The following is a 23,010-nucleotide window of genomic DNA, read 5'->3' as shown; positions in this document are numbered from 1 at the left end:
CTCGTAGTGCTCGAGCGTGAAGTCTTCGTACTTGAACGCGAAGAGGTCCTTCACGTTCGGATTGAGCTTCATCATCGGCAGCGCGCGCGGATCGCGGGAGAGCTGCTCGCGGGCCTGCTCGAGGTGGTTCAGATAGAGATGGGCATCGCCCAAGGCGAGGATGAACTCGCCGGGCTTGAGGTCGGTGACCTGCGCGACCATCAAGGTCAGCAGTGAATACGACGCGATGTTGAACGGCACGCCGAGGAAGAGATCGGCGCTCCGCTGGTACATCTGGCAGGAGAGTCGCCCGTTGGCGGCGTAGAACTGGAAGAGCGCGTGGCAGGGGGGGAGCGCCATCTTGTCGACGTCCGCCGGGTTCCAGGCACTGACGAGGTGACGGCGCGAGTCCGGGCGGCTGCGCAGGTTCTGGATCAGCTGCGCGATCTGGTCGATCTCGCGCCCGTCGGGTGTGCGCCAGTGGCGCCATTGATAGCCGTATACCGGACCGAGCTCGCCGCGCTCGTCCGCCCATTCGTCCCAGATGGTGACGCCATGCTGCTGCAGCCAGCTTACGTTGGTCTCGCCGCGCAGGAACCAGAGCAGCTCGTAGATGATCGAGCGCATGTGTAGCTTCTTGGTGGTCACCAGCGGAAAGCCCTGGCGCAGATCAAAGCGCATCTGGTGGCCGAAGACCGAAAGCGTGCCGGTGCCGGTGCGGTCGGTCTTTGGCGTCCCCTGCTCAAGCACATGGCGCATCAGATCAAGGTATGGTTTCATCGCGGATTCCCCGGCGCGTGGAGTCGAAGGGGTATTCTAAGCAACCGGCGTCTGAGCGACAAGACGCAAGCCGAAACCTCTGGCGGTCAAACGGCCCGCGAAAAAAGACGGAGGCCGCAAGCGGCGCGCCTGCGGCCTCCGTTTTTACTTCTGCAAATGTAGCGCAAGGCGGTTAGCTTGCGCCGCGACTCGCGCAAGCTAACCGCCTTGCGCTACAGGGCAAACGCAATCGAAAACTGCTCTAGTACCGCGTCGCCGTGAAGCTCGGCGAGCGCTCGCCGGTCGTCGGGTTGAAGATCGTCACCGTGACCGGCTGGCCGATGGGGAATTTCTTTTTCAAAGGCTTCTTGCCCATCTCATTGGTCAGCCGCGTCAGCGTGCCATTGCCGGTCGCATACGAGCTATCGTACGCGGTGCCGTCAAGGGCTTTGCCGCCGACTTCGATGACCGCCGAGCCGCTCGCGAAGCCGAAGCCGTCAATCGTCAAAGTGGTTTTGGAAAAGCTCACACCGTTCTGCACGATGCGCGGGCTTGTTGTCGGAGCAATGCGATTCGTCAGCGCGTTGTAAGCGTTGACGCGGCCCGAAGCGGCAACCCTCGAAACCAGCGCGTCAGTCGGCTCGGCAGTCGCGATGATGCGCTGCTTGACCTGCGCCGGCGTCAACTGCGGCTCGTTCGAGAGCAGCAGCGCCACGACGCCCGTGACATGCGGTGAAGCCATCGAGGTGCCGCTCAACTGGCGGTACGAGCCATTCGGCGAGAGCGAAGTGTGCGGTGCCGTGCTCCAGATTTCCTCACCGGGCGCGGCAACGGTCGCCCCGGCGTGGCCGTAGTTCGAGAAGTTCGCCAGGTAATCTGAACTGTTAATCGCCGCCACCGAGATGACGTTGTTGAGGCTGGCCGCGAAAGCCGCCGGGTAATCCGGCGATGCGCCATCATTATCTTCGGCGTCGTTGCCCGCCGAGCAGACGAAGACGATGCCGTTGTCGCCGGCCTCTTGAATCTTGTCGCGCAACGCCTGTGACGCGCCCGGCCCGCCCCAGCTCGAGTTGATGACGCGCACGTTGACGCCGTGGTTCTTCTGGTAGATCACATAATCGATGGCGCGGATAGCGTCGGCGGTCGAGCCTGAGCCTTTCGAGCCGCCGAGAAACTTCAGCGGCATGAGCTTGACGTGCCAGGCGACGCCGGTGACGCCGACCTGGTTATTGCCGACCGCGCCGATGGTGCCGGCGACGTGCGTCGCATGCAAATCTTCGTTAGCGTCCACAAACAGGTCGGCGCTCTTATCGCGGAAGTTCCAGCCATGCACGTCGTCGTCGTAACCGTCGCCGTCGTCGTCAAACTTGTTGCCGGCAATCTCGTTGGGATTCGTCCAGATGTTGGCGGCGAGGTCTTCGTGAATGATGTCAACGCCGGTATCGATGATGGCGACCACCAGATCATCGCTGCCGGTGGTGATGTCCCAGGCGCGCGTCGCGCCGATGTCGGCGGGCGTCGCGCCGGCGCTCTGCGCCGAGAATGAATTCATCAACCCCCACTCGTCGCCGAAGCGCGGGTCGTTGGGCTGCGTCGCGTCGGTCGCGTAGAGGTAGTTCGGCTCGGCGTATTCGACGCGCGGATCGGCCTTAGCCGCGGCGACCGCCTGCTCGACCGAAAGCTGCCCGTTGAGGTGGATCAGGTTGATGCCGCGCTGACGCTTGCTTAATCGCTCGGCCTGAGCGCCCGGCGCGCGGAAAATGAATTCGGGAATATCTTGCTCGGCCAGGCCGGCAGCCTCTGCCTTGAGCTTGACGATGATTTCGCCCTCGGCGTAAGCGGCTGAACGCGGGTTGCGGGCCTGCGAGTAGGCGACCTTGTGGGGGACGACGATAAACGACGCCATAACCAGAGACAGACAAGCGACAGCGAGCTTCTTCATTGACTACCTCGACACCTCTTCACAGCTTCATGGCGGCAGGGCTGGACTGCTGCGTTGTATGCCGGCAACGCGCCGGGGCGGCTGCCGGGGAGCTATTGAAGTAAAATTGGGAGACGCCCAATATTATAAAGTCGCTCGGCGCGCCGGCGCAATCATCGCAACAAAATCACAGCAATTGGCCGCGGGCCGCGGGCGGTCTGCTATACTTGGCCGAATATTTGCAAATCAACCGGGAGATGGACAGAAGGATGAGCGTGAAAAAGATCACTGATAGGCTGGCGCGGGTCATGCTGCTGCTGGCGCTTGCGGCCTCTACGCTGAGCGCGCCGCCTGCGCCGCCGTTTCGGATGACCATTGAGGTGCGCGCGGCGCTCAATCGCATCTCCGCCGACTCGTTGCGCGGCCACCTGTCGTTCATCGCCTCGGACGCTCTGGAAGGGCGAGGCACGCCGTCGCGCGGGCTCGACATGGCCGCCGAATACATCGCCGCGCAGTTCCGCGGCGCCGGCCTTGAGCCTGCCGGCGATGACGGCTACTTTCAAACCGCCAGCGTCGCGCCGCGCGGCTCGGATAAGCCCGTGCGCGTCCGCAACGTCGTCGGCGTGCTGCGCGGCAGTGACCCGGCGCTGAAAGATACCTACGTGCTGGTGACGGCGCATTACGACCACCTCGGCATCAAGCCGGGCGAAGGCGATACGATCTACAACGGCGCGAACGACGACGGCAGCGGCACGGTGTCCGTCATCGAAGTGGCGTCGGCGCTTGCCTCGATGAAACAGCGCCCGCGTCGCAGCATCGTCTTTATGACCTTCTTTGGCGAGGAGCGCGGCCTGCTCGGCTCGCGTTACTATGGGCAGCATCCTCTCTTCCCGCTCGACCGCACGGTTGCCGACATCAATCTCGAACAGGTCGGGCGCACAGACAGCAACGAAGGGCCGCAGGTGAACAACGCTTCGATGACCGGCTTCGACTTTTCCGAAGTCGGCCAGGTCTTCAAAGCCGCCGGTCTGCTCACAGGCATCAACGTTTATAAGCACCCGCGCAACAGCGACGCCTTCTTCAGTCGCAGCGACAACCAGGCGCTCGCCGATCAGGGCGTGCCGGCGCACACGCTCTGCGTCGCCTACGTCTATCCCGACTATCACGGCGTCGGCGATACCTGGGAGAAAGTTAACTATCAGAACATGGCAAAGGTAGACCGCTGTGTGGCGCTCGCCGTGTTGATGATGGCCAACAACGCGCAATCGCCGCACTGGAACGCCGATAATCCGAAGGCCGCGCGCTACCTTCAAGCATGGAAAACGCTTCACGAAAAACCAGCGGCGCAGCATCAGTAATCGCGCTGCCGTCGGGAAGCAAAGCGCGCGGCGCGAAGCGAGAACAGAACGAATCATGGATGCGGAAGAGGCAAAATATACGCGCGTCGAATACGAGCGGCGATTCCTGGTTGCGCCGCGGGCGGACTGGCAAAGCGCCGTCGAGTCATACTCGAAGACCTTCGAGGACAACTATCTTCGACAAACAAGGCTGCGGCTGCGCGTCCTGACCGATTCGGACAGCGACCGGCGCGTGATCAAGCTGACGAAGAAAGCCGAATCGCCCTCGCCCTACTTCCAGACGATCAGCCGCATTCTGCTGTCGCCGGGCGAGTATGCTCTCTTCGAGGGGCTTGCAGGCGACCGGCTGACGAAGACGCGTTATTACCACAACGCCGGCGGGCGCGTCTTTTCGATTGACGTGTTCGCAGGTGAGCTTGCCGGCCTGGTGCTATGCGAAGTCGAGGCCGACACGCTCGACGAATTGATGGCGGTCGAGCCGCCCGCCTACGCGCCGGTGGAAGTCACCGAAGACGCTTTCTTCACCGGCGGCAATCTCTGTCGCATCACCCGCGCCGAGCTGCTCGGCAAGCTCGCAGCGTTTGGCGGTTATAATCATTAGTGGCGGACGTGAGTATTAAAACTGAAATGGCAATGATAAATGGGCTTTATTTGGGTATACCTGTTCGAAGTGTGGCGAACCCTCCGGCGGCTAGGCGGGCTCGGCTTGATCCTGATGGGGGTGGTTGATAGCTCGGTGATCCCGACGCCGGGCGGGCTCGACGCGCTGACCATCGTGCTGACGGCGCACGAGCGCGACGAGTGGATCTATTACGCGGTGATGGCGACCATCGGCTCGGTGCTCGGCGGTTATATTACCTACCGCCTGGGGCGCAAGGGCGGCGAGCAGGCGCTGGCGAAGCGGCTCTCGAAAGAGAAGATGGAAAAGGTGCATCGCGCCTTCGAGCGCTGGGGCTTTGCGACGGTCTTTGTGCCGGCGCTGTTGCCGCCGCCTGCGCCGCTCGGCCCGTTTTTGCTCGGCGCCGGGGCGATGAATTATCCGCTGCCGAAATTTCTCGCGTCACTGATTGCGGCGCGAGCCGTGCGCTTCACGCTGGTCGCCTATCTCGCTTCCGTCTTCGGCCAGCGTGTCTTCCGCTTCCTGATGCGCCATTACACGGTGATGTTGTGGTCGCTGATTGCGCTCGGTGTGCTGGCCGGCATCGCGGTGACGATTTATATCGTGCGCCGCCGGCGGCAGCCTGCGCCTGAAAAGCTGAGCGAAGACCGGGCCGCTTGAGATTACCGGTTAACCCTGTGTGCGCCATCTGACGTTCACTTGCTTTCAAGCTCCAGCGCGATGACGGTGTCGAACTCGTCGGCGGCGCTCTGCGGAATCGCGCGGATCAAGACGCCGCCTTCTACCTGAGTCACCGGCGCAATGCTGCCGTCCTTGAGAAACTTTGCCGACGTGACGCGCGCCGGTAGCGGCAGCCACAGCGCGTCAGCACTGTTCCAGTCGAGCACGTGAACATAGACGCGGTTGGCTTTCTGCGTCGTCACGCCCCAGAGGCGCGGGCTGACCGGGCCGCCGCGCGTGCCATAGATGCTGTCGCCATAGCGGGCCAGCCACTGGCCCATCTCGCGCAGCCGTGTGACGAACTCCGGTTGAATCTTGCCGTTCGGCATCGGCCCGACGTTCAACAGAAAGTTTGCGTTATTGCCGGCGGCGCGCACCAGGTAGCGGATCAGGTCGCGCGTGCTCTTGTACTTTCGGTCGTTGATGTTGAAGCCCCACGAATCGTTCATGGTCTCGCAGGTTTCAAGCGGCAACTGGCCGACCTCTTGCTCTTGATTAAAGCCGGTCGTCTTCTGGCCCGGCAGGTCTTTTTCGAACATCTGAAAATCTTCGCCGGGATTGGGCCGCCGGTGATGGTTGCTGCCGACGAGCGCCGCCGGCTGCAAACGGTGAATCAGCGCGTAGGTTTCGTCCAGCCGCCAGTTCGCCTCGGGGCGATCCCACCAGCCATCGAACCAGATGCCGCCGACCTCGCCATAGTTCGTCAATAGCTCGCTGAGCTGCGCATTCATGTAATCAATGTATTTCGAGAAGTCGCCCGCGTTCGGTCGCCCGGCGTCGCGGCCCGTGCCGCCGCGCGGATAATAATCCGGGTGATGCCAGTCGAGCTGCGAATGATAAAAGAAGATCTTCAAGCCCTGGCGGTGGCACTCGTCGGCCAGCATTTTCAAAACGTCTTTCTTGTACGCCGTGCGGTCCACGATGTCGTAGTCGGAAACCTTCGAGTCGAACATCGCGAAGCCGTCGTGGTGCTTGCTGGTAATGGTGATGTATTTCATGCCGGCGGCCTTGGCGATGCTGACCCACTCAGCCGGATCAAAGTCTATGGGATTAAAAGCGCGCGGCAGCTTCTCGTAATCGTGGATGGGAATCTTGCGGTTGTTCATCACCCACTCGCCGTCGCCCAGCACGCTGTAGACGCCCCAGTGAATGAACAGCCCGAACTTGGCATCCTGAAACCAGCGGCGCGCTTCAAGGTTCTGAGGCGCGGGCTGATAACCGGCCTGCGCCGTCGTGCGCGCCGGCAGTAGGCTGAGTGACACGAGCAATAATGAAAGCAGTACGGGGACAAAGATTCTTTTGTATGGCATCGCTCACCTGAACACAGAAAAGAGGAAAAAAACACAGAGACACGGAGGCATGGAGACACAGAGAAAACTCCGTGCTGCCTCCGTGTCTCTGTGTCTCTGTGTTTTTCCTTTCATTCTATGATTTCGGATATTCCCACGGCGCGCGGTATGGTCGCGCAAGCAACCGGTTGGCTTCCGCATCATCCAGAATCGTCTCTTTGTCGCCGTCCCAATGGACGCTGCGACCGAGCTTGTAAGAGAGCATCCCAAGCAGCGCCATGTTGGTCGAGCGGTGGCCGGTCTCGATGTCGCAGACGGGTCGCCGCTTCAGCCGGATGCTCTCAAGGAAGTCTGCCCAAAGCTCGCGGATGTTCTGCTCATCCGGCTGATTCAGCCGCGGCGCTTCGTGCTGCACAGGCTTGTTCTTGTCCGCCGGGTAGAAGGTCCAGCCGTCGAGCCAGCCCATGTGAAACGTGCCTTCGGTGCCGTAAAAGTAACAGCCGATATTCGTCTTCTCAGCTTCGTTCGCGGCATACAGGCGATGCTCCCAGGTGGCGGTGAACGATTCGAACTCGAAGGTAGCGACCTGCGTGTCTGGCGCGTCGGTGTTGTCGCGCCGGATGAAGCGCCCGCCGGTCGAATGGACTTTGCGCGGGTACTTCTCTTCCGTCCACCAGAGAATCTGATCCAGCCAGTGAATGCCCCAGTCGCCGAGCTGGCCGTTGGCATAATCGAGGTACTGGCGAAAGCCCTTCGGGTGAATCGTCTTGTTGAACGGGCGCAGCGGCGCCGGGCCGCACCACATATTCCAATCCAGGCCGGCGGGCGGCTCGGTGTCGGTAACGCGCTCGCCCGGCCCGCCGCCGTAATGCACAAAGGCGCGCACCATGCCGATATGGCCTGCCTTGCCGGATTTCAAAAACTCCATCCCTGATACGTTGTGCGGCGAAACGCGGCGGTGCGTGCCGACCTGCACGATGCGCCCGGTATCGCGCGCCGCCCGGACCATCGCGCGGCCTTCGCGGATCGTGTGACCGATGGGCTTTTCGACGTAGACGTGCGCGCCGGCGCGCACCGCCGCGATAGTGATGAGCGGGTGCCAGTGGTCGGGCGTGGCGACGATGACGATTTCAGGCTTTTCCGCGGCGAGCAGCTCTCGGTAATCTCGATAACGCTTGGGCCGCCCGCCCGCGAGCCGCTCGACTTCTTCGGCGGCAGGGTTGAGCTGATTCTGATCCACGTCACAGAGCGCGACGACGCGCGACGCGCCGGCGCGCATGGCTTCGCGCAGAATGTTCATGCCCCACCAGCCGCTGCCGATGAGCGCCGTGCGGTACTTCGCCGTTTCGGCGCGGCGCAGCGGCTTGATCGAAAACGCCAGCCCGGCAGCGACCGATGATTGAAGAAAGCCTCTGCGACTCAAGCTCATGATGAAAAGTGGCGCAAGCGGTTAGCTGGCGCGAGCCGATCAAGCTCATGATGAGATGTAGCGCCAGCTAACCGCTTGCGCCACTTTCGGCGTAGCCGTCCGGGTGCGCTTGCCGCCAGCGCCATGCGCTGCCGATGATGTCTGCGAGATCAGGGTGAGCCGGCTGCCAGCCGAGCACATCGCGGGCGCGGTCAGCCTTGGCGATCAAGTGCGCCGGGTCGCCGGCGCGGCGCGGCTCGATGTGCATATTGATTTCGCGGCCGGTGACCTGTCGCGCCGCTTCGATGACTTCGAGCACCGAATAGCCTGTGCCGTTGCCGAGGTTGATGAACTCGGACTGTCCGCCGCCGCGCAGGTGTTTCAACGCCAGCAGGTGCGCCGTCCCCAGGTCGGTGACGTGAATGTAATCGCGCACCGCCGTGCCATCAGGCGTAGGGTAATCGCCGCCGAAGACGGGAACCTGTGGCCGCTTGCCTTCTGCCACTTCCAGCACGATGGGGATCAAGTGGGTTTCCGGCTGGTGCGTTTCGCCGAGCGTTTCGGTCGCGCCGGCGGCGTTAAAATAGCGCAGCGCGACGAACTTCATGCCGTAGGCGCGGTCATAGCTTTCAAGCACGCGCTCAAGGACGAACTTCGACCAGCCATAAGGGTTGACCGGGCGTTGCGGGTGCTGCTCGTCTAAGGGCATGTACTGCGGCTCGCCGTAGGTGGCGCAGGTCGAAGAGAAGATGAACTGTCGCGTGCCGGCTTCTCGGAGCGCGCCGAGCAACTCGATACCCTGGCCGACGTTGTTTTCAAAATAGCGCGCCGGATGCTCGACCGATTCGCCGACATAAGCCAGGGCTGCGAAATGAACGCAGGCTTCGATTGGGTGCGCTTCGGTGATCTGTTTAATCAGCGCGCGGTTGCCGAGACTGCCTTCATAAAACACGGCGTCGGCGGGCACCGCCCGGCGATAACCGCGCGACAGGTTGTCGAGGATGATGACCTGCTCGCCCTGCGCCCGCAGCAACTCGACCGTGACGCTGCCGATATACCCCGCGCCGCCCGTGACCAGAACTGCCATGTGATGCTAACCCTCTTGAAGGTGATGAATGATGAGCGGGAAGTGACGAGTGAGAAGAAGGCGCATTGAATGCCGCGCACGCTTCACCCATCACTCATTACTCATCACTGTTTCAATGCGCTGGCGGGCGGCGTTCGCGCTCTTCGCCGGTCTCGTGCTCAATCTCTTCGATCAAGCGGCCCTCGGCGCTCTGTTCCGCCGAGCGCATCGCCGAGGTGCCGCGCCGTCCGAAGATGTACATCGCCACGCCGAAGATCAGCATGACGACGCCCCAGATGAGATTGATGTTGACGCCGAGCGAGAAACGGTCATAAATCGCTTTGTCGCTGACCAGCCCGTAAAAGATCAGCAGCGCCCCAATAATTGAAAACATCACGCCGATTGGCAGCCGTATATCGAGTCCCATCTTTATCGCTCCTTATCGGAAGATGATGTTCAGCACGACGACCATCAGCAGCACGAAGATGCCGAGGTTGAGCGGCCGCGCATAAAACGGCAGGTGATGCTCTTTCGGTTTTTCCGTGAGCGAATAGACCAGCCCGACCAGTTCTTCATCCTTGCGCGGTCGGGTCAGCATGCTGACGATGATGGTCACCAGAAAGCAGGTCGTCCATGCATAGATGGCCGTCCAGAAGTTCTGCGCCATCTCGCTCGGATACTCGTGGATCATGCCGAGCCAGCCGCCTTTGATTCCAACCTCCGCGCCCCTGGGCAAGGTCAGGCCATGATGGATCGCCGCCGCAATCGTGCCTGACAGCAGCCCGGTGAACGCGCCGTGGCCGGTCGCGCGCTTCCAGAACATGCCGAGCAGGAAGGTCGCAAACAACGGCGCATTAACGAAGGCGAAGACCAACTGAAGCATGTCCATGATGTTGTTGAACTTCACCGCGACGTACGCGGCCGCCACCGAAATGGCGATGCCGAACACGGTCGTCATGCGGCCCATCCACAGGTAATGCTCGTCGCTTGCGCCGCGCTTGATGTATGACTGGTAGATGTCGTACGTCCACACCGTATTGAAGGCCGTGACGTTGCCGGCCATGCCTGACATGAAACTCGCCAGCAGTGCCGTCAGCCCGAGTCCGAGAATGCCGGTCGGAAAGTAATGCAGCAACATCTGCGGAATGGCGAGGTCGTAATCGAGTTCCGGCTTGCCGTTCTTGTCAACCTTAGGCTTGCCGGTCTGCTCATCCATCTTGACCGGGATGAGTCCCTTGCCCGCCGGCGCGCCCTCTGGCCCGCGCTCGACGACAGCCTGCGATGAAGTGGGGTTGGCGAGCGGCTGGCGGGTGTCGCTCTGCGAGGTCACGGCGATGGCGATAATGCCGGGCAGGATGACGAGGATCGGGAAGAACATCTTTGGGACGGCGGCGATCAGCGGTGTGCGCCGCGCCGCGTCCATCGATTTTGCGGCCATCGCGCGCTGGACGACCAGAAAGTCCGTGCACCAGTAACCGAACGACAGCACGAAGCCGAGGCCCATCACCATGCCGAACCACTCGACGCCGAGCGGGTTCGTGTCGGGGCTGCCCATGCCTTCCCACGAGTGCGTGAAGGCGACGGGCACTTTCGCTTTTAATCCCTCCCAGCCGCCGACGTTCTTCAATCCCAGGAAGACCAGTGGCAAAAAGCCTGCGACGATCAGGAAGAATTGCAGCACCTCGTTGTAGATCGCGCTCGTCAGTCCACCAAGAAAGATGTAGCCCAGCACGATCAGTGCCGACAGGATGATGCTGACGTCGAAGATGTAAGAGGCGGGAATGCCGAGCCGATTGAACAGCCCGTCGAAGATGTGCAACGTCTGAATCAGCTTGGCCATCGCGTACATCGAGATGCCGGATGAAAAGATAGTCATCACGGCGAACGAGACGGCGTTGAGCGCGCGCGTCTTCTCGTCGAAGCGCAGTTGCAGGTATTCCGGCACCGAGCGCGCCCGCGAGCCATAATAAAACGGCATCATAAAGACGCCGACGAAGACCATCGCCGGGATCGCGCCGACCCAGTAGAAGTGGCTCGTCGCGATGCCATACTTGGCTCCCGATGCGCCCATGCCGATGACTTCCTGGGCGCCGAGATTGGCCGAGATAAAGGCCAGCCCGGCCACCCACGCCGGGATCGAACGGCCCGCGAGAAAGAAGTCCGTGCTCGTCTTCATGTAGCGCTTCAGCATGAAGCCGATGCCGAGCACAAAGACGAAGTAAACCACCATGATGATCCAGTCAATGCTAGTCAAATTCATGCGGCAGACCTCGATTTAAGATTTGCAGACGGCTCAGGTGAATTGGCGCTTAAGGCGCACTCTCCGACGAGAGCGTGCCTAGAATTAAACGTGCGCAAGGTTGATGCAAGCGAAGTCACAGACGACAGCGATATGCTTATACTGTCTGGCTACGCCGCTTGTCAAACGATTCGCCCCGCCGATCACAGGCCGCGTCTTGCGAGGCCGATGTTCGCTTCGGTTTCTTGATAAGCGACCGCGCCGCGATAGCCGACGAAGCGTTCCGTCATCTCGTCGAGCCACGCCGGCCCGAGCACCAGCAAAGCAGTTGATAAGACTTCGCAGGTCGAAGCCGACTGGCCGGCGACCGCCGCGGCCAGCGCCCGGCTGACCGGATAACCGGTGCGCGGATCGATGACGTGGCCATAAGTCTGCCCGTCCGCCGTAAACATTTTGCCGTGCGTCGCTGAAACCGACAGCGCTTCGCTTACGAGATCGAGGGTGATGAACTGGTCGGCGATTTTGAACGGCTCGCTCAGTTGAATGCGCCAGCTCGCTTGATCGGGCGGTGTGCCGATGACCGCTGCCGAGCTTGTGCCGCCGTGCAGCAGGGCGCTCGCGACGCCGTTTTCTTTCAGCGAATCGCTGGCGCGCTCGATGGCGTAGCCCTTGCCGTAAGCGCCGAGGTCGAGCCGCACGCCGGTTTGTTTGAAGTGGACGGTGAAGGCTTCCGGGTCAAGCTCGACCTGATGCATGCCTGTCAGCCGGCGCGCCGCTTCAAGCTCATCCGTGGAAGGCACTGCGCCGCTCTCGCCTGCGAAGCGCCAGGCGCGCATCAGCGGGCCGATGGTGATGTCGAACGCCCCATCGGTGGCGCGGCTGAAGGCGGCGCAGTGTTTGAGCAGATGAAACAGGCGCGGCTCGACGCGCACCGCCTCAAGGTCGGCTTTGTGATTGATCCAACTGATCTCGCTGTCGGTCAGGTAACAGCTCAACTGCGCTTCGAGCCGTTCGATCTCTGAGAGCGCCTCTTCGCCGGCAGCCCGCAACCGCACCTCGTCCGCGCCGTAGAGCAGAAGCTCGAAGCGCGTCGCCATGGCGTGCGTCGAAAGCGTGACCATTGCCGGGGTGTTCATTGCGGGTTTCAGCGTAGAGGGAACACTGACTGGAAGACGATTAATCGAAAATATCTTTCACGGCGATCTTGAATCCTGGAACCACATCATCAAGATCGAGTATCGCATCATCGCCGAGGATGACGATGTCGTTTAACGAACGGAAGACCATCACCGTGCGCTTGCGCGAGTTGAGCGCCAGCACCATCCGCGCCCCTGCCGCGAGCCAGTCCATCGCTTTCTCTTCGACTTCGGTGTAGGTGTCTCCGGGCGAAACGACTTCAACCGCAAGATCGGGAGCGCCGGGAAAGAAGCCAGACGCGCTCTTTACCGCCTCGAGCCGCTCGCGGCTGACGAAGGCAACGTCAGGGGCGCGCACCGTGTCCGGGTCGGTCGCAAGCCGAAAGCCAGTCTCGGCGGCATAGACCACGCCAAGATTGTTTGTTTCAACGTACTGCGCCAGCCGCCAGGTAAATCTGACAGCCACTCGTCCATGTTCGTGTCCGGCAGGGGCCATCTTTCTCAGCTCTCCTTCCACCAGCTCATAACGAAACCCATCGTCGGGCATCCTGAGCAGCTCGTCGGCGGTCATCAATTGTTCGGTCGTACTCATAAGAACACCTCGCCGCCGATTTTATCACAGGTGGCTCGAATCACTGCGGACTTCATGCAACGGGACCGACCCGAAAACGAAACGAGGCAGCCCGCGCGGGCTGCCTCTGGATGTGGCGCAAGGCGGTTAGCTTGCGCAGTGGCTCGCGCAAGCTAATCGCCTTGCGCCACCATAGCGGCTCTAGCTGCTCATCTTCATGCGGTTGGCGTCGAATTGCATGGACTTGCCTTTGCGATACGACGCTTCGGCCATCGAAACGATGGTCTGCACGCGCACGCCCAGCTCGATGTCGCAGTTCGGCGCGACATTGTTGCGCAGCGATTGTAAGAAGTTCTTCTGGTGCTTGGCGTGGGTTTCGCCCGAATCCGGCGGCGTCTCGTCCTTGGCTTCGATCTCTTCGGCGTAGGGGCGCTCCGGCACCAGCTCGACCTTGGTGCCGCCGCACAGCAGGTTCGCCTTCTGGCCGCGAATCACGTCTTCGACGCCGCGCTCGTTTACCGTCGAGCCGGCCAGGAAGATCATCGCGCCCGAAGGGAATACGACCGTCATCATGGTGGTGTCAGCGACGTCACGCGGCTCGCCATTGCCGGTGTCTGTGTCGCAGAGGATGCCGCCGATGCAGTTGACCGTCTTCGGGAACTCAAGCAGGTTCATCGCCAGCATGAGCGGATGCAGGCGGTGCGGCCAGAGGTCGCCGATGATGCCGTTGCCATAATCCCAGAACTTGCGCCAGCGGTAGAAACGCTCGGCGCTGAACGGGCGCTTCGGCGCTTTGCCCAGCCACTGCTTCCAGTCGATATTCTGCTCGGTGGCCTCGGGCTCGATCTTGTAATTCCATTCGCCCTTCGGGTTGTTGCGGCAATAACTGCCCTGCGCCCAGAGCAGACGGCCCAGGCGGTTGGCTTTAGTGATCTCGCGCGCCTTGTGCCACTTCGGGTCCGAGCAGCCGTGCGAGCCGACCTGCACCCAGCGCTTGGTCTTGATCGCCACCTCGCGCAGCTTGAACGCTTCTTCGAGCGTGTGGGTCATCGGCTTTTCGATGTAGATGTGCTTGCCCGCTTCCATCGCCTCCATGCCGATCTGCGCGTGCCAGTGGTCGGGCGTGGCGATGACCACCACATCAATCTCTTTGTTCTCTAAAAGCTTTCGGTAGTCTTTGTAGACCTGCGCGTCCGACAGCTTGGCGGTCTCTTGCGCTTTGCGGCGGCGCTTGTCGAAGACGTCGCAGACGCCGAGGATGGCAACGTCTTCTTCTTTCTTCTCCACCCAGGTGTTGATGATGTTGAGGTGGCCGCTGCCCATGCCGCCGACGCCGATAAAGCCATAGTTGACGCGGCCATTGGCGCCGATGATGCGCGCCGAAGTGGGAAGCGACGGCGTGGCGGCCTGCGCCGGCGGCGCTTCGCTGCCGATCAATGACGCGGCGACCAGCCCGGCGGTCGTCACGCCTGTGGTCTTGATGAAATCGCGCCGGGTCAGATCATTCTCTTTCTGCTTTTTGCTCATAACTGCGCTCCTCCTGAAAGTGTCTATTTGAGTTCAAACCATGATTTGTCAAAAGCGATGCGCGAGCCGGTAATCGCCGCCTCGTTGGCTTTGATCGTGGCGACCGTCGCCACGTAGCCGTCGAGCGCGCTTGCCGGGGTTGCCGCGTCTGTGCGAATGGCGCGGGCGAAATCGTCGAGCGCCAGGTAAAGCGGCGTCTGCGTCGGCTCTACGGGGCCGTCTTTGCCGGGCTCTTTGCCGGCCTCGATGATCTTTGTCGCATCGGCGACCATCGCAATGCCGGTCTCGTTGTGGACTTCTTCCTTGCGGGCATAAACCTCCCAGCCCAGCAGCGGCGAATCGGCTTCCTTAATCAGCCAGCTCCGCTTCTCGCGCATCATCAGGCTGCTGTTGCTGCCTTGAAAGACGGTGAAGGATTCGCTGAACGAGCTGACCAGCGTCGATGAGAAGACCATGCGCACATTGTTCGGATATTCGATGACCGCCTGCACGGTGTCGGGGACATCGCGCCCGTCTTTCCAACTGACCAGCGCGCTATAGCCCGAAGCCGCCACCGGCTGCGACTTCAGATACCAGTTCACCAGATCGAGATGATGAATGCCGATCTCGCCGATCAAGCCCGCCGAGGTGGCTTTCGACAGCCGCCAGTTCAAGTCACGCTCGCGTTCGGGCGATGCCGCCATGCGCCGCCAGCTCTGCTTCTTGTTCCACTGCGCCGTGACCTGCGCGGGGGTGCCGAGCACGCCGGTCTTGACGAACTTCAGCACGTGCCGGTAGAGCGAATTCGAGCGGCCTTGAAGCCCCGACTGAAACTTGAGCTTTGGCGCGGCTTGCGCCGCCACGGCAATGGCCCGCGCGTCTTCGACCGTGGTGGCGAGCGGCGCTTCGCAATAGACGTGCTTGCCGGCCTGGATCGCGGCCAGGGCGATCTCTTTGTGTGACGGCGTCGGCGTCGCAATGATCACCGCTTCGACATCGGGCGACTCGATCAGCTTGCGATAATCGGCGAAGGTGGCGGCCTTCGGGGCGATCTCTTTGCCTTTGGTGAGCGCCTGCTCATAGGTGTCGGAGAGAGCGGTGACCTGCGCGGCCTGCGAGCGCGCCAGCGTCGCAAGAATCTCTTTGCCCCACTGGCCGAGGCCGATGACGCCGTACTTCACCGGCGGCCCGACCGGCTTTTCATCTTGCCGGAACGCGCCTTTGATAATCTCTTCTTCGCTGAAGACGACCAGCAAAGATGCCGCCGCGGTCTTCAGAAAATCGCGCCGGCTGGGTGTGTCGTTGCTCATTGCTTACTCCCCCGGCCAACCGAATGGCCCGGCTAGAAAAACGATTTAGCAGAAGATGGCCGGTGACCCCGCAACCTTCTTTTATAAACAGGTGCGAATGCCGGCGGCGGTGACTGCGCGCACCACGGGCGGTGGCGGCGGTCACGCGGCCTAGACATCGCACAGCGCGATGGCTTCGGCGAGCGATTTCAGCGGCTCGCGCGTCGGCACGAACTCGTGGGCGATGTAGCCGGTGTAGCCGGTCTCGACAATGGCGCGGCAGACGGTCGCCCAGTTCAATTCTTGCGTGTCGTCAATCTCGTGCCGGCCCGGCACGCCGCCTGTGTGAAAGTGGGCGATGTGCTGATGATTGTCGCGGATCGTGCGGATGACATCACCCTCCATGATCTGCATGTGATAAATGTCATAGAGCAGCTTGACGCGCGGCGAGGCGACCGCCTGAATCACCCGGACGCCGAACGGCGTGTGATCGCCGAGATAGTCTTTGTGATCCACTTTACTGTTCAGCAGCTCGACGCAGATGGTGACGCCGGCGTCTTCGGCCACTTTCTTGATGCGGTTCAGGCCGGCAACACAGTTGTCGAAGGCTTCGGCTTCCGGGATCGAGCCGCGATTGCCGAAGAAGGCGATCAGATTCGGGACATTCATCTTGGCGGCCACCGGCAAGCTCCTGGTCAAGCCGCGAATGATGACTTCGTGATTGGCCTTATCGTTCAAGCCCTTGGGAATCTGCGCGCCTTCTGCCGGGTAGCCCATCGAGCAGATCAGCCCATACGGCTTGACGACCGGCCACTGCTCTTCGTTGAGCAGGTCAATGGCCGTCAGTCCCATGTCGGCGACAATCTTCGCAAACTCCGGCAGTTTATAGTTGCCTTGATAACACCAGTAAGAAACCGATTGTTTAAGGCGGCCCCGCTTAACGATCTTCTCGACGGTGGCAGGGCGGGCGAATTTCGGCAGCACCAGGGCGCCAAACGCGGCGGCGCTCAAGCCAATCATTGCTTCGCGCCGGTTCATCTTCGACATGGGAATCAATCCTCCTGATGAATGCGATATTAGGGCACACGGCTGATGGTGATTTGGTATGTGTGCGGCGCGGCCATCTTGCGGGCGCGCTCGGCCATCTCGTCAATCAACGAGTCGAATGCCGTGACGACATTGGCCGTTGATTTGTACTCGGCGGCGTAAGGCACTTCGATCTGCCGCCAACGCATGAAGAACCAGTCAGCGCGCTTGCGAATGAAATCAGCGAGCGCCTTTGAATCTTCCTGAGCTTTCTTCGACAGTTGATCCAAAGCGATGCCACGCGCCAGATCGTCTGCCGTGAAGCTAACGGCGTCGGCACCATCAACGCTGACTTTATAGGTGCCCGGCACGATGCTGGGAATGCGCAACGTCACCGCGCCGATCTCCGTGATCTGCGGCCACACCGCGCGCAGCTTGTTGCTCGGCAGAGGCTCTGGCCACGGGAGCGGCGCGGTAACGGTATAACTCGATGGCGGGATTTCCGCGCCATTAAACATTGGGCCGCTCGTTTTTTTGATGCCGCTCGCCGGAGCGCCCCAGGCGCGCAGGATTTCCGCCGCCATCACGAGCTGGCCGTCTTCTTGCGGGTGAACGCCGTCGGGCAAAAACGTGTAAGACGGATCATCCTTCTTGGCGCGCATCAACGCATCAACCGTGATGGCGTGCAGGTCAATCACCGGCAACTGTTCGCGCGCGGCGATCTGTTTCGCCGCCTCGCTGTAGCGGTCGAGCACGTCGTTATAGCGCGTCGTGTGCGACCACGGCGTGTTGCGCGTGCCGTCATAAACGGTCGGCGTCATCACGTAGATGCGCGCTTTGGTCTTCGCCTTGATTTCCTGAATGATCGCCGTCAGACCATCAACGTAGACCTTCATTGTCGGCTCGTCGAAATCGTAATAGCGGCCATCGTTCATGCCAAACAGCAAGGTCACCACCGTCGGATGATGGTCAATCACGTCGCGCTTGATGCGCGCCAACCCGCCGACACCGCGACACGGCACGCATTCATTGCGCGTCACCTGGTCGCCGCCCCAGCCGGTGTTGATGAAGGTGATGCGCCGTTCCGGGTAGCGCGTCAACACATAGTGCTCGACGTAGGTCGTATAAAGCCGCTGCTCGGTGATGCTGTCGCCGTAAAAGAGGACGCGGTCGCCATCCTTGAGCGCGAAATCGGGCTCTTGTTTTTGATCTGAAACGGTCGGGCGCGAGGCCGCCAGCGCCGCGCCGTTCAGGCCGATCAGCAGCAGCGTGATAATCGAGAGAAATCTAAAGCGGATGTTCATTCGTCTCCCGGCATACTATGGATTTGTGATTGCTCCTCGCAGAGGCGCATCTTGACCGGTTCGATTCGGAATTCAGTCGGGCGCTACCGAGATGAAGAGCAAGAGAATCTGGTCTTTCTTAATAACCTAAATTAGCCGCGCCGCGCAAGCCGACCCGCCAAACTTGAATTGCCGCGGGCGGCTGTGTTACCGTCACGCCATCCTGACAAACAACGCCGAGCGAGCCGAGGTCGGGCGCTTCAAATCGGTCTTCTAAGGGGAGGCGGAATTGGGAACGCAAAAAGTTTACGACGCCATCATCATCGGATCGGGCGCTTCGGGCGGCATGGCGGCAAAGCAGCTCACCGAACATGGCTTTGAAGTGCTGGTGCTGGAAGCCGGCCCGCCGGTCAACCCCGAGCGCGATCTGAATTCGCACAAGAACCCGTGGGAATCGATGTACCGCGGCTTCGGTCGTCCGGGCTGGCGCGACTATGACCAGTGGATGCAGGACACGGCGGGCGAGTTCTCGCGCCACTTCTACGTCAAAGACACAGAGCATCCCTACACCACAGACCCCGGCAAGCCGTTTATGTGGGTGCGCGCCCGCATCGTCGGCGGCAAGAGCCTGCACTGGGGGCGCTTCTCCTGGCGCATGAGCGACCTCGATTTCAAAGCCGCTTCGCACGACGGCTTCGGCGATGATTGGCCGATCAGCTACAAAGACATCGAGCCGTACTATGACAAGGCCGAAGACTTCGTCGGCGTCAGCGGCAATCAAGACCACATTCCGTATCTGCCGGACGGCAAATTCATGCCGCCGATGCCGCTCACCTGCGGCGAGCATTTGCTCCGTCGCGGCGCGGAAAAGACGGGCCGCCGCGGCATCTCGGCGCGCGTCGCGATGCTGACCGCGCAGCCGCGCCCGCACATGAAGGGGCGTAACAAATGTCACTTTTGCGGCAACTGCGGCGACGGCTGCGACGTCAACGCCAGCTTCAGCTCGATTGCTTCGACGCTGCCCATCGCTCAGGCTACGGGGCGCATGACGTTGAGGCCGAACTCGGTCGTGCGCCAGATCATCACCGACACCAACACCGGCAACGCCAAAGGCGTCGCCTACGTTGACCGCGTCACGTATCAGGAGTACGAAGCCTTTGGGCGGGTTATCGTCGTCGCCGCTTCGACGCTCGAATCAACCCGCATTCTGTTCAATTCGAAATCGCGCCAGCACCCCAATGGCCTCGGCAATTCGTCGGGCGTGATGGGCCATTATCTGGTAGACCATTTCGGCGGCATCGGCGCGGGCGGCTTCTTCCACCAGCTTGCGGGGCGCACGCCGGTCAACGAAGACGGCAAGTCGGACGGCCTCTACATCCCGCGCTTCCGCAACGTCAGCAAAGAGACCAAACACGCGCGCTTCGTGCGCGGCTATGGCTTCGAGTGCGCTTCGCAAATCTGGCGTTATCCCGGCATGGCCAAAGACCCATCGCGCGCTCCCGGCTTCGGCAGCGAGTTCAAGTCGGCGGTGCGCCGCTGGTACACCGCGCCGGTCTATATGACGACGCGCGCCGAGATGCTGTCGCGCTTTGAAAACCATGCCGAGATCGATCCGAACGGCGTCGTCGATGCCTGGGGCATTCCGGTCTTGAAGATTCACATTCAGCACTCGGACAACGAGCGCGAGATGGCCAAAGATGCCGCCGAGACCAGCGAAGAAATCCTGCGCGCGGCGGGCGCCGAGGTCACCTGGAAGGGTGGGCAGATCACCGCGCCCGGTCGCATCATTCACGAGCTTTGTACCGCACGCATGGGCAGCGACCCGAAGACATCGGTGTTAAACGGCTGGAACCAGTGCTGGGATGCCAAGAATGTTTTCGTGACCGACGGCGCTGCCTTTACATCGAGCGCCTGCCAGAACCCGACGCTGACGATTCTGGCCTTGACCATGCGCGCCTGCGATTACATCGCCGACGAGCGCAAACGAGGCAATCTTTAATTTTGGATTTTAGATTTTCATGGCTTGGCGCTACGCGCCGGCGATTTTGGATTAGCAGAAGGCCATATACTTAACTGAGTGTACGTTCCCAGAATCCAAAATCTAAAATCCAAAATCGGAGTGTGTAATGTTCTTTAATCAGGCAAGCAAGAAAACCAGGCAGCCGGCGCGCAAGGCCACAGTGGCGGCGCGCGGCGCGACGGGCGGACGCAAACTCTACTCGGTGCCGGTGTGGCTGCAAGAGCGCGTCTTCGCGGGCGAGTTCGCGCTCGGCGGCAAAAGTTACAAGCTGACCTTTGCGCCGGCGCAGGCCGAGATTGCCGACAGTCGCTTGCGGCTGCGCGGTCGTCTGACGGTCAACGGCGGCAAAGCCGGCGAAGTCAAAGACGCGCAGCTTCAGCTCGCCGGCATTCAGGGCGGCATCGGCTCGGGGCCTGCGCGCTACAAGATGCTGGCGACCGGCGCGACGCCGGGGCCGACCCAATCGCCTACGGAGAAAGAGCAGAAGTCGGGCGAAAACGAGAAGAAGGCCGGCGAGCCGACACCGCCCGAACGGGCGAAGACCAGCGGGCTGCCGGTGACCGAAAACACCGGACCGACGGCGTTCGCGGCGGTGATGTTCTTTCATCTTGAGGCGCTCGATCAAAAGGCGCTTGCGGTGCCCGCCGACCTCAGCCGCGTGCAGCTCAACGTGCGTCTCGCGCCCACAGACCGAACCGCGCAGACCTTGCACAGCCTCTACACGGCGCTGGTGCATGCGCTCGGCGGCGAGCAGGCCGACGAGCGATTGGCGGCGGCGCTGGTGCGCGAGCTGAATCAAGTTCTAGCTGGCTAATGCGAGCCACATTTCATCACACCAAGGGAGAAGGAGTTCGTGAGACGGATTAAAATTGTGTTATCGGTTACTTTTCTGGCGAGCGTCATCGCGGCGCTGGCGGTGCAGTCCATCGCTTACCCGCCATTTCTGGCCAAGGCCAAGAAGTTCGGCGCTAAAGATTGCCGCTTCTGTCACGTCAACGCCGAAGGGGGCGCGCCATTCACCGAGCGCGGCAAGTGGCTGATCGCCGAAAAAGAGCGCCGCCAGGCCGATGCCGTTGACCCCCTGTGGCTGGCCAGTTACAAGAAATCGGCGAAAAAGGTCAGCGCCAAAAAGCCGGCGAAGAAGTAAAACAAAGCGCGCCGGCCATCCCTAAAGCAAACCCACAACCGCATCTCAATGCCTCGCGCCGCACTGGAATCGGGTGCGCCGCGCGAGGCATTCGTCTATGCTTGAGCGGGGCTGTAACGATCTCGATGCGGGAGAGATGAGATGAGAATCACACTTGCCGCAACGCTCGCTCTGCTGGCGCTGTTGATGACCTGCAAAGAAACGCCGCCGCCAACGGCTCAACCCGTAACGCCGGACGGCTGGCGACAGTTATTTAATGGCCGCGATCTCGACGGCTGGCAGCACACCGGGCCGGGCAAGTTCGTCATCGAAGACGGCGTGCTGCGCAGCGAAGGCGGCATGGGCTTGCTCTGGTATACCGGCGAAACCTTCGGCAACTGCCGTGTGCGCGTGGTTTTCAAGACGACGAGCGCGGCGTCGAATGCCGGCGTCTTTGTGCGCATCGCCGACCGCCCCCGCGACGAATGGTTCGCCGTGCATCACGGCTACGAAGTGCAAATCTGTGACAGCCAGGACGAATACCACCGCACCGGCGCGATCTATTCGCTGGCGAAAACCACGACCCTGGCCAGCAAACCGCCGGGCGAGTGGAACGTGATGGAGATTACGCTGGACGGGCCGCGCATACGGGTCAGCCTGAATGGCCTGCCGGTCACCGATTTCGACCCGGCCCAGCCCGCGCCGCCGCGCACCAAAGACTTTGAACCGGAGCGCGGCCCACGCCCCGATTCGGGCTACCTCGGCATTCAGAACCACGACGACTACGCGACGGGCGAACACGTCTACTTTAAAGAAGTCAGCGTTAAAAGTGACAGGTGACGGGAGAAGTATTCAGGAGTCAGGAGTCAGAAGACAGAATGAACAAGGAAGTCGGCGGCAGCGAGTCCGCTCGTCGCGAGTACGCTTGCCCGCCGCCGCTTCTATTCTCCCTTTTAGACTCCCCTTCCTTTTCCATTCTGACTTCTGACTCCTGACTCCTGACTCCCTTCCGCTTGTCACTTGTCACTCATGGGATTGACCACGGGCCGGCGATGGCTATGATAGGAGGAGTGGAAATTTCAACCTTTGAGGACGCGTTATGAAGACAAAGCTTGTAGGGATCGGACTCGCGGTTATGCTGGTGGCGGGGTTAACCGTCGCTGCCTTGAGCCGCGCCAACGATAAGACGGAGACTGCAACTGTGGCAAATTCGATTTACGATTTCTCGCTCAAAAACATTGACGGCAAAGAGACCAGCCTGGCCGATTATCGCGGCAAGGTGGTGCTTGTGGTCAACGTCGCCAGCCGTTGCGGCTTCACGCCGCAGTACGACGGCTTAGAGAAGGTCTATCTCAAGTACAAAGACCGCGGGCTGGTGATCCTCGGCTTCCCGGCGAACAACTTCGGCGGTCAGGAGCCCGGCAGCAACGAAGAGATCAAGAGCTTCTGCTCGCTCAAGTACAACGTCACCTTCCCGATGTTCGCCAAGATTTCAGTCAAAGGCGACGACATCCACCCGCTCTATAAATACCTGACCGACAAACAGAGCGACCCGCAATTCGGCGGCGACGTGAAATGGAACTTCAACAAGTTCCTGATCGGGCGCGATGGCAAGATCATTGGCCGTTTCGAGCCGGCGGTGAAGCCTGAAAGCCCCGAAGTGGCGCAGGCCATCGAGCACGCGCTCGAATAAAA

General features: G+C 61.2%; 21 protein-coding genes. 8 read left to right on the top strand and 13 right to left on the bottom strand.

From position 1 onward, the window contains the following. Positions 1–759, bottom strand: a 759-nt coding sequence (locus VJ464_22260) for a thymidylate synthase (GenBank protein ID HKQ07868.1), incomplete at its 3' end; no start/stop codon positions are given. A 241-nt stretch (positions 760–1,000) separates the two neighbouring features. Next, a complete protein-coding gene (locus VJ464_22255) occupies positions 1,001–2,680 on the bottom strand; it encodes a S8 family peptidase (GenBank protein ID HKQ07867.1) in 1,680 nt (559 codons plus the stop codon). Between the two features lie 254 nt (positions 2,681–2,934). On the opposite strand from VJ464_22255, the gene VJ464_22250 reads away from it, so the two are divergent. The 3 genes from VJ464_22250 to VJ464_22240 are packed head-to-tail and all read left to right on the top strand — an operon-like array spanning position 2,935 to position 5,296. Next, positions 2,935–4,017, top strand: coding sequence for a M28 family peptidase (locus tag VJ464_22250; protein ID HKQ07866.1), 1,083 nt, complete (start codon positions 2,935–2,937; stop codon positions 4,015–4,017). A gap of 55 nt (positions 4,018–4,072) precedes the next feature. Continuing rightward, on the top strand, positions 4,073–4,618 hold the full coding sequence (locus VJ464_22245; protein HKQ07865.1) for a hypothetical protein: 546 nt from the start codon (positions 4,073–4,075) through the stop codon (positions 4,616–4,618). A gap of 39 nt (positions 4,619–4,657) precedes the next feature. Continuing rightward, complete coding sequence (locus VJ464_22240; GenBank protein ID HKQ07864.1) at positions 4,658–5,296, top strand: VTT domain-containing protein; 639 nt, start codon at positions 4,658–4,660, stop codon at positions 5,294–5,296. A gap of 35 nt (positions 5,297–5,331) precedes the next feature. Here VJ464_22240 and VJ464_22235 read toward each other — a convergent pair whose 3' ends face one another. The 11 genes from VJ464_22235 to VJ464_22185 all read right to left on the bottom strand — a co-directional run bounded on the left by VJ464_22235 (position 5,332) and on the right by VJ464_22185 (position 18,190). Beyond that, the gene (locus VJ464_22235; GenBank protein ID HKQ07863.1) at positions 5,332–6,666 is read right to left on the bottom strand and encodes an alpha-L-fucosidase; all 1,335 of its coding nucleotides are present in this window, start codon (positions 6,664–6,666) and stop codon (positions 5,332–5,334) included. Between the two features lie 115 nt (positions 6,667–6,781). Next, positions 6,782–8,068: a Gfo/Idh/MocA family oxidoreductase gene (locus VJ464_22230; protein HKQ07862.1), complete on the bottom strand. Its 1,287-nt coding sequence runs from the start codon at positions 8,066–8,068 to the stop codon at positions 6,782–6,784. Positions 8,069–8,141: 73 nt separating this feature from the next. Next, positions 8,142–9,140: a UDP-glucose 4-epimerase GalE gene (gene galE, locus VJ464_22225; protein HKQ07861.1), complete on the bottom strand. Its 999-nt coding sequence runs from the start codon at positions 9,138–9,140 to the stop codon at positions 8,142–8,144. 112 nt (positions 9,141–9,252) lie between these two features. Further along, a complete protein-coding gene (locus VJ464_22220) occupies positions 9,253–9,546 on the bottom strand; it encodes a hypothetical protein (GenBank protein HKQ07860.1) in 294 nt (97 codons plus the stop codon). Positions 9,547–9,558: 12 nt separating this feature from the next. Next, complete coding sequence (locus tag VJ464_22215) at positions 9,559–11,379, bottom strand: sodium:solute symporter family protein (GenBank protein ID HKQ07859.1); 1,821 nt, start codon at positions 11,377–11,379, stop codon at positions 9,559–9,561. Positions 11,380–11,561: 182 nt separating this feature from the next. Continuing rightward, positions 11,562–12,494 (bottom strand): FAD:protein FMN transferase, encoded by a 933-nt coding sequence (locus tag VJ464_22210; GenBank protein ID HKQ07858.1) that lies wholly within the window; start codon positions 12,492–12,494, stop codon positions 11,562–11,564. 40 nt (positions 12,495–12,534) lie between these two features. Continuing rightward, positions 12,535–13,086: a Uma2 family endonuclease gene (locus tag VJ464_22205; protein ID HKQ07857.1), complete on the bottom strand. Its 552-nt coding sequence runs from the start codon at positions 13,084–13,086 to the stop codon at positions 12,535–12,537. A 180-nt stretch (positions 13,087–13,266) separates the two neighbouring features. Next, entirely contained in the window at positions 13,267–14,592 is a 1,326-nt protein-coding gene (locus VJ464_22200) for a Gfo/Idh/MocA family oxidoreductase (protein ID HKQ07856.1), read from the bottom strand. Between the two features lie 23 nt (positions 14,593–14,615). Then, positions 14,616–15,881 carry a Gfo/Idh/MocA family oxidoreductase gene (locus VJ464_22195; protein HKQ07855.1) on the bottom strand — a complete coding sequence of 422 codons (1,266 nt, stop codon included), beginning with the start codon at positions 15,879–15,881 and terminating at the stop codon, positions 14,616–14,618. A 150-nt stretch (positions 15,882–16,031) separates the two neighbouring features. Next, positions 16,032–16,907 carry a TIM barrel protein gene (locus VJ464_22190; protein ID HKQ07854.1) on the bottom strand — a complete coding sequence of 292 codons (876 nt, stop codon included), beginning with the start codon at positions 16,905–16,907 and terminating at the stop codon, positions 16,032–16,034. Between the two features lie 29 nt (positions 16,908–16,936). Continuing rightward, a complete protein-coding gene (locus VJ464_22185) occupies positions 16,937–18,190 on the bottom strand; it encodes an SGNH/GDSL hydrolase family protein (protein HKQ07853.1) in 1,254 nt (417 codons plus the stop codon). 268 nt (positions 18,191–18,458) lie between these two features. On the opposite strand from VJ464_22185, the gene VJ464_22180 reads away from it, so the two are divergent. The 5 genes from VJ464_22180 to VJ464_22160 all read left to right on the top strand — a co-directional run bounded on the left by VJ464_22180 (position 18,459) and on the right by VJ464_22160 (position 23,008). Further along, entirely contained in the window at positions 18,459–20,168 is a 1,710-nt protein-coding gene (locus VJ464_22180) for a GMC family oxidoreductase (protein ID HKQ07852.1), read from the top strand. A 127-nt stretch (positions 20,169–20,295) separates the two neighbouring features. Continuing rightward, positions 20,296–21,003: a hypothetical protein gene (locus VJ464_22175; protein ID HKQ07851.1), complete on the top strand. Its 708-nt coding sequence runs from the start codon at positions 20,296–20,298 to the stop codon at positions 21,001–21,003. Positions 21,004–21,042: 39 nt separating this feature from the next. Next, a complete protein-coding gene (locus tag VJ464_22170; GenBank protein ID HKQ07850.1) occupies positions 21,043–21,336 on the top strand; it encodes a hypothetical protein in 294 nt (97 codons plus the stop codon). Between the two features lie 141 nt (positions 21,337–21,477). Continuing rightward, on the top strand, positions 21,478–22,155 hold the full coding sequence (locus VJ464_22165) for a DUF1080 domain-containing protein (protein ID HKQ07849.1): 678 nt from the start codon (positions 21,478–21,480) through the stop codon (positions 22,153–22,155). 259 nt (positions 22,156–22,414) lie between these two features. Further along, entirely contained in the window at positions 22,415–23,008 is a 594-nt protein-coding gene (locus tag VJ464_22160) for a glutathione peroxidase (protein HKQ07848.1), read from the top strand. Positions 23,009–23,010: the final 2 nt, after the last annotated feature.

Source organism: Blastocatellia bacterium (genome assembly GCA_035275065.1).
GTDB lineage: Bacteria > Acidobacteriota > Blastocatellia > UBA7656 > UBA7656 > DATENM01.
Note: the sequence above shows the minus strand (reverse complement) of the source record. Positions and strands in the feature narration are given on the sequence as shown.

Coding starts and splice junctions, on each gene's coding strand:
- VJ464_22255 (HKQ07867.1), bottom strand. CDS start 2,680: ATGAAGAAGCTCGCTGTCGCTTGTCTGTCTCTGGTTATGGCGTCGTTT.
- VJ464_22245 (HKQ07865.1), top strand. CDS start 4,073: ATGGATGCGGAAGAGGCAAAATATACGCGCGTCGAATACGAGCGGCGA.
- VJ464_22240 (HKQ07864.1), top strand. CDS start 4,658: ATGGGCTTTATTTGGGTATACCTGTTCGAAGTGTGGCGAACCCTCCGG.
- VJ464_22235 (HKQ07863.1), bottom strand. CDS start 6,666: ATGCCATACAAAAGAATCTTTGTCCCCGTACTGCTTTCATTATTGCTC.
- galE (HKQ07861.1), bottom strand. CDS start 9,140: ATGGCAGTTCTGGTCACGGGCGGCGCGGGGTATATCGGCAGCGTCACG.
- VJ464_22220 (HKQ07860.1), bottom strand. CDS start 9,546: ATGGGACTCGATATACGGCTGCCAATCGGCGTGATGTTTTCAATTATT.
- VJ464_22215 (HKQ07859.1), bottom strand. CDS start 11,379: ATGAATTTGACTAGCATTGACTGGATCATCATGGTGGTTTACTTCGTC.
- VJ464_22210 (HKQ07858.1), bottom strand. CDS start 12,494: ATGAACACCCCGGCAATGGTCACGCTTTCGACGCACGCCATGGCGACG.
- VJ464_22205 (HKQ07857.1), bottom strand. CDS start 13,086: ATGAGTACGACCGAACAATTGATGACCGCCGACGAGCTGCTCAGGATG.
- VJ464_22200 (HKQ07856.1), bottom strand. CDS start 14,592: ATGAGCAAAAAGCAGAAAGAGAATGATCTGACCCGGCGCGATTTCATC.
- VJ464_22195 (HKQ07855.1), bottom strand. CDS start 15,881: ATGAGCAACGACACACCCAGCCGGCGCGATTTTCTGAAGACCGCGGCG.
- VJ464_22190 (HKQ07854.1), bottom strand. CDS start 16,907: ATGTCGAAGATGAACCGGCGCGAAGCAATGATTGGCTTGAGCGCCGCC.
- VJ464_22185 (HKQ07853.1), bottom strand. CDS start 18,190: ATGAACATCCGCTTTAGATTTCTCTCGATTATCACGCTGCTGCTGATC.
- VJ464_22175 (HKQ07851.1), top strand. CDS start 20,296: ATGTTCTTTAATCAGGCAAGCAAGAAAACCAGGCAGCCGGCGCGCAAG.
- VJ464_22165 (HKQ07849.1), top strand. CDS start 21,478: ATGAGAATCACACTTGCCGCAACGCTCGCTCTGCTGGCGCTGTTGATG.
- VJ464_22160 (HKQ07848.1), top strand. CDS start 22,415: ATGAAGACAAAGCTTGTAGGGATCGGACTCGCGGTTATGCTGGTGGCG.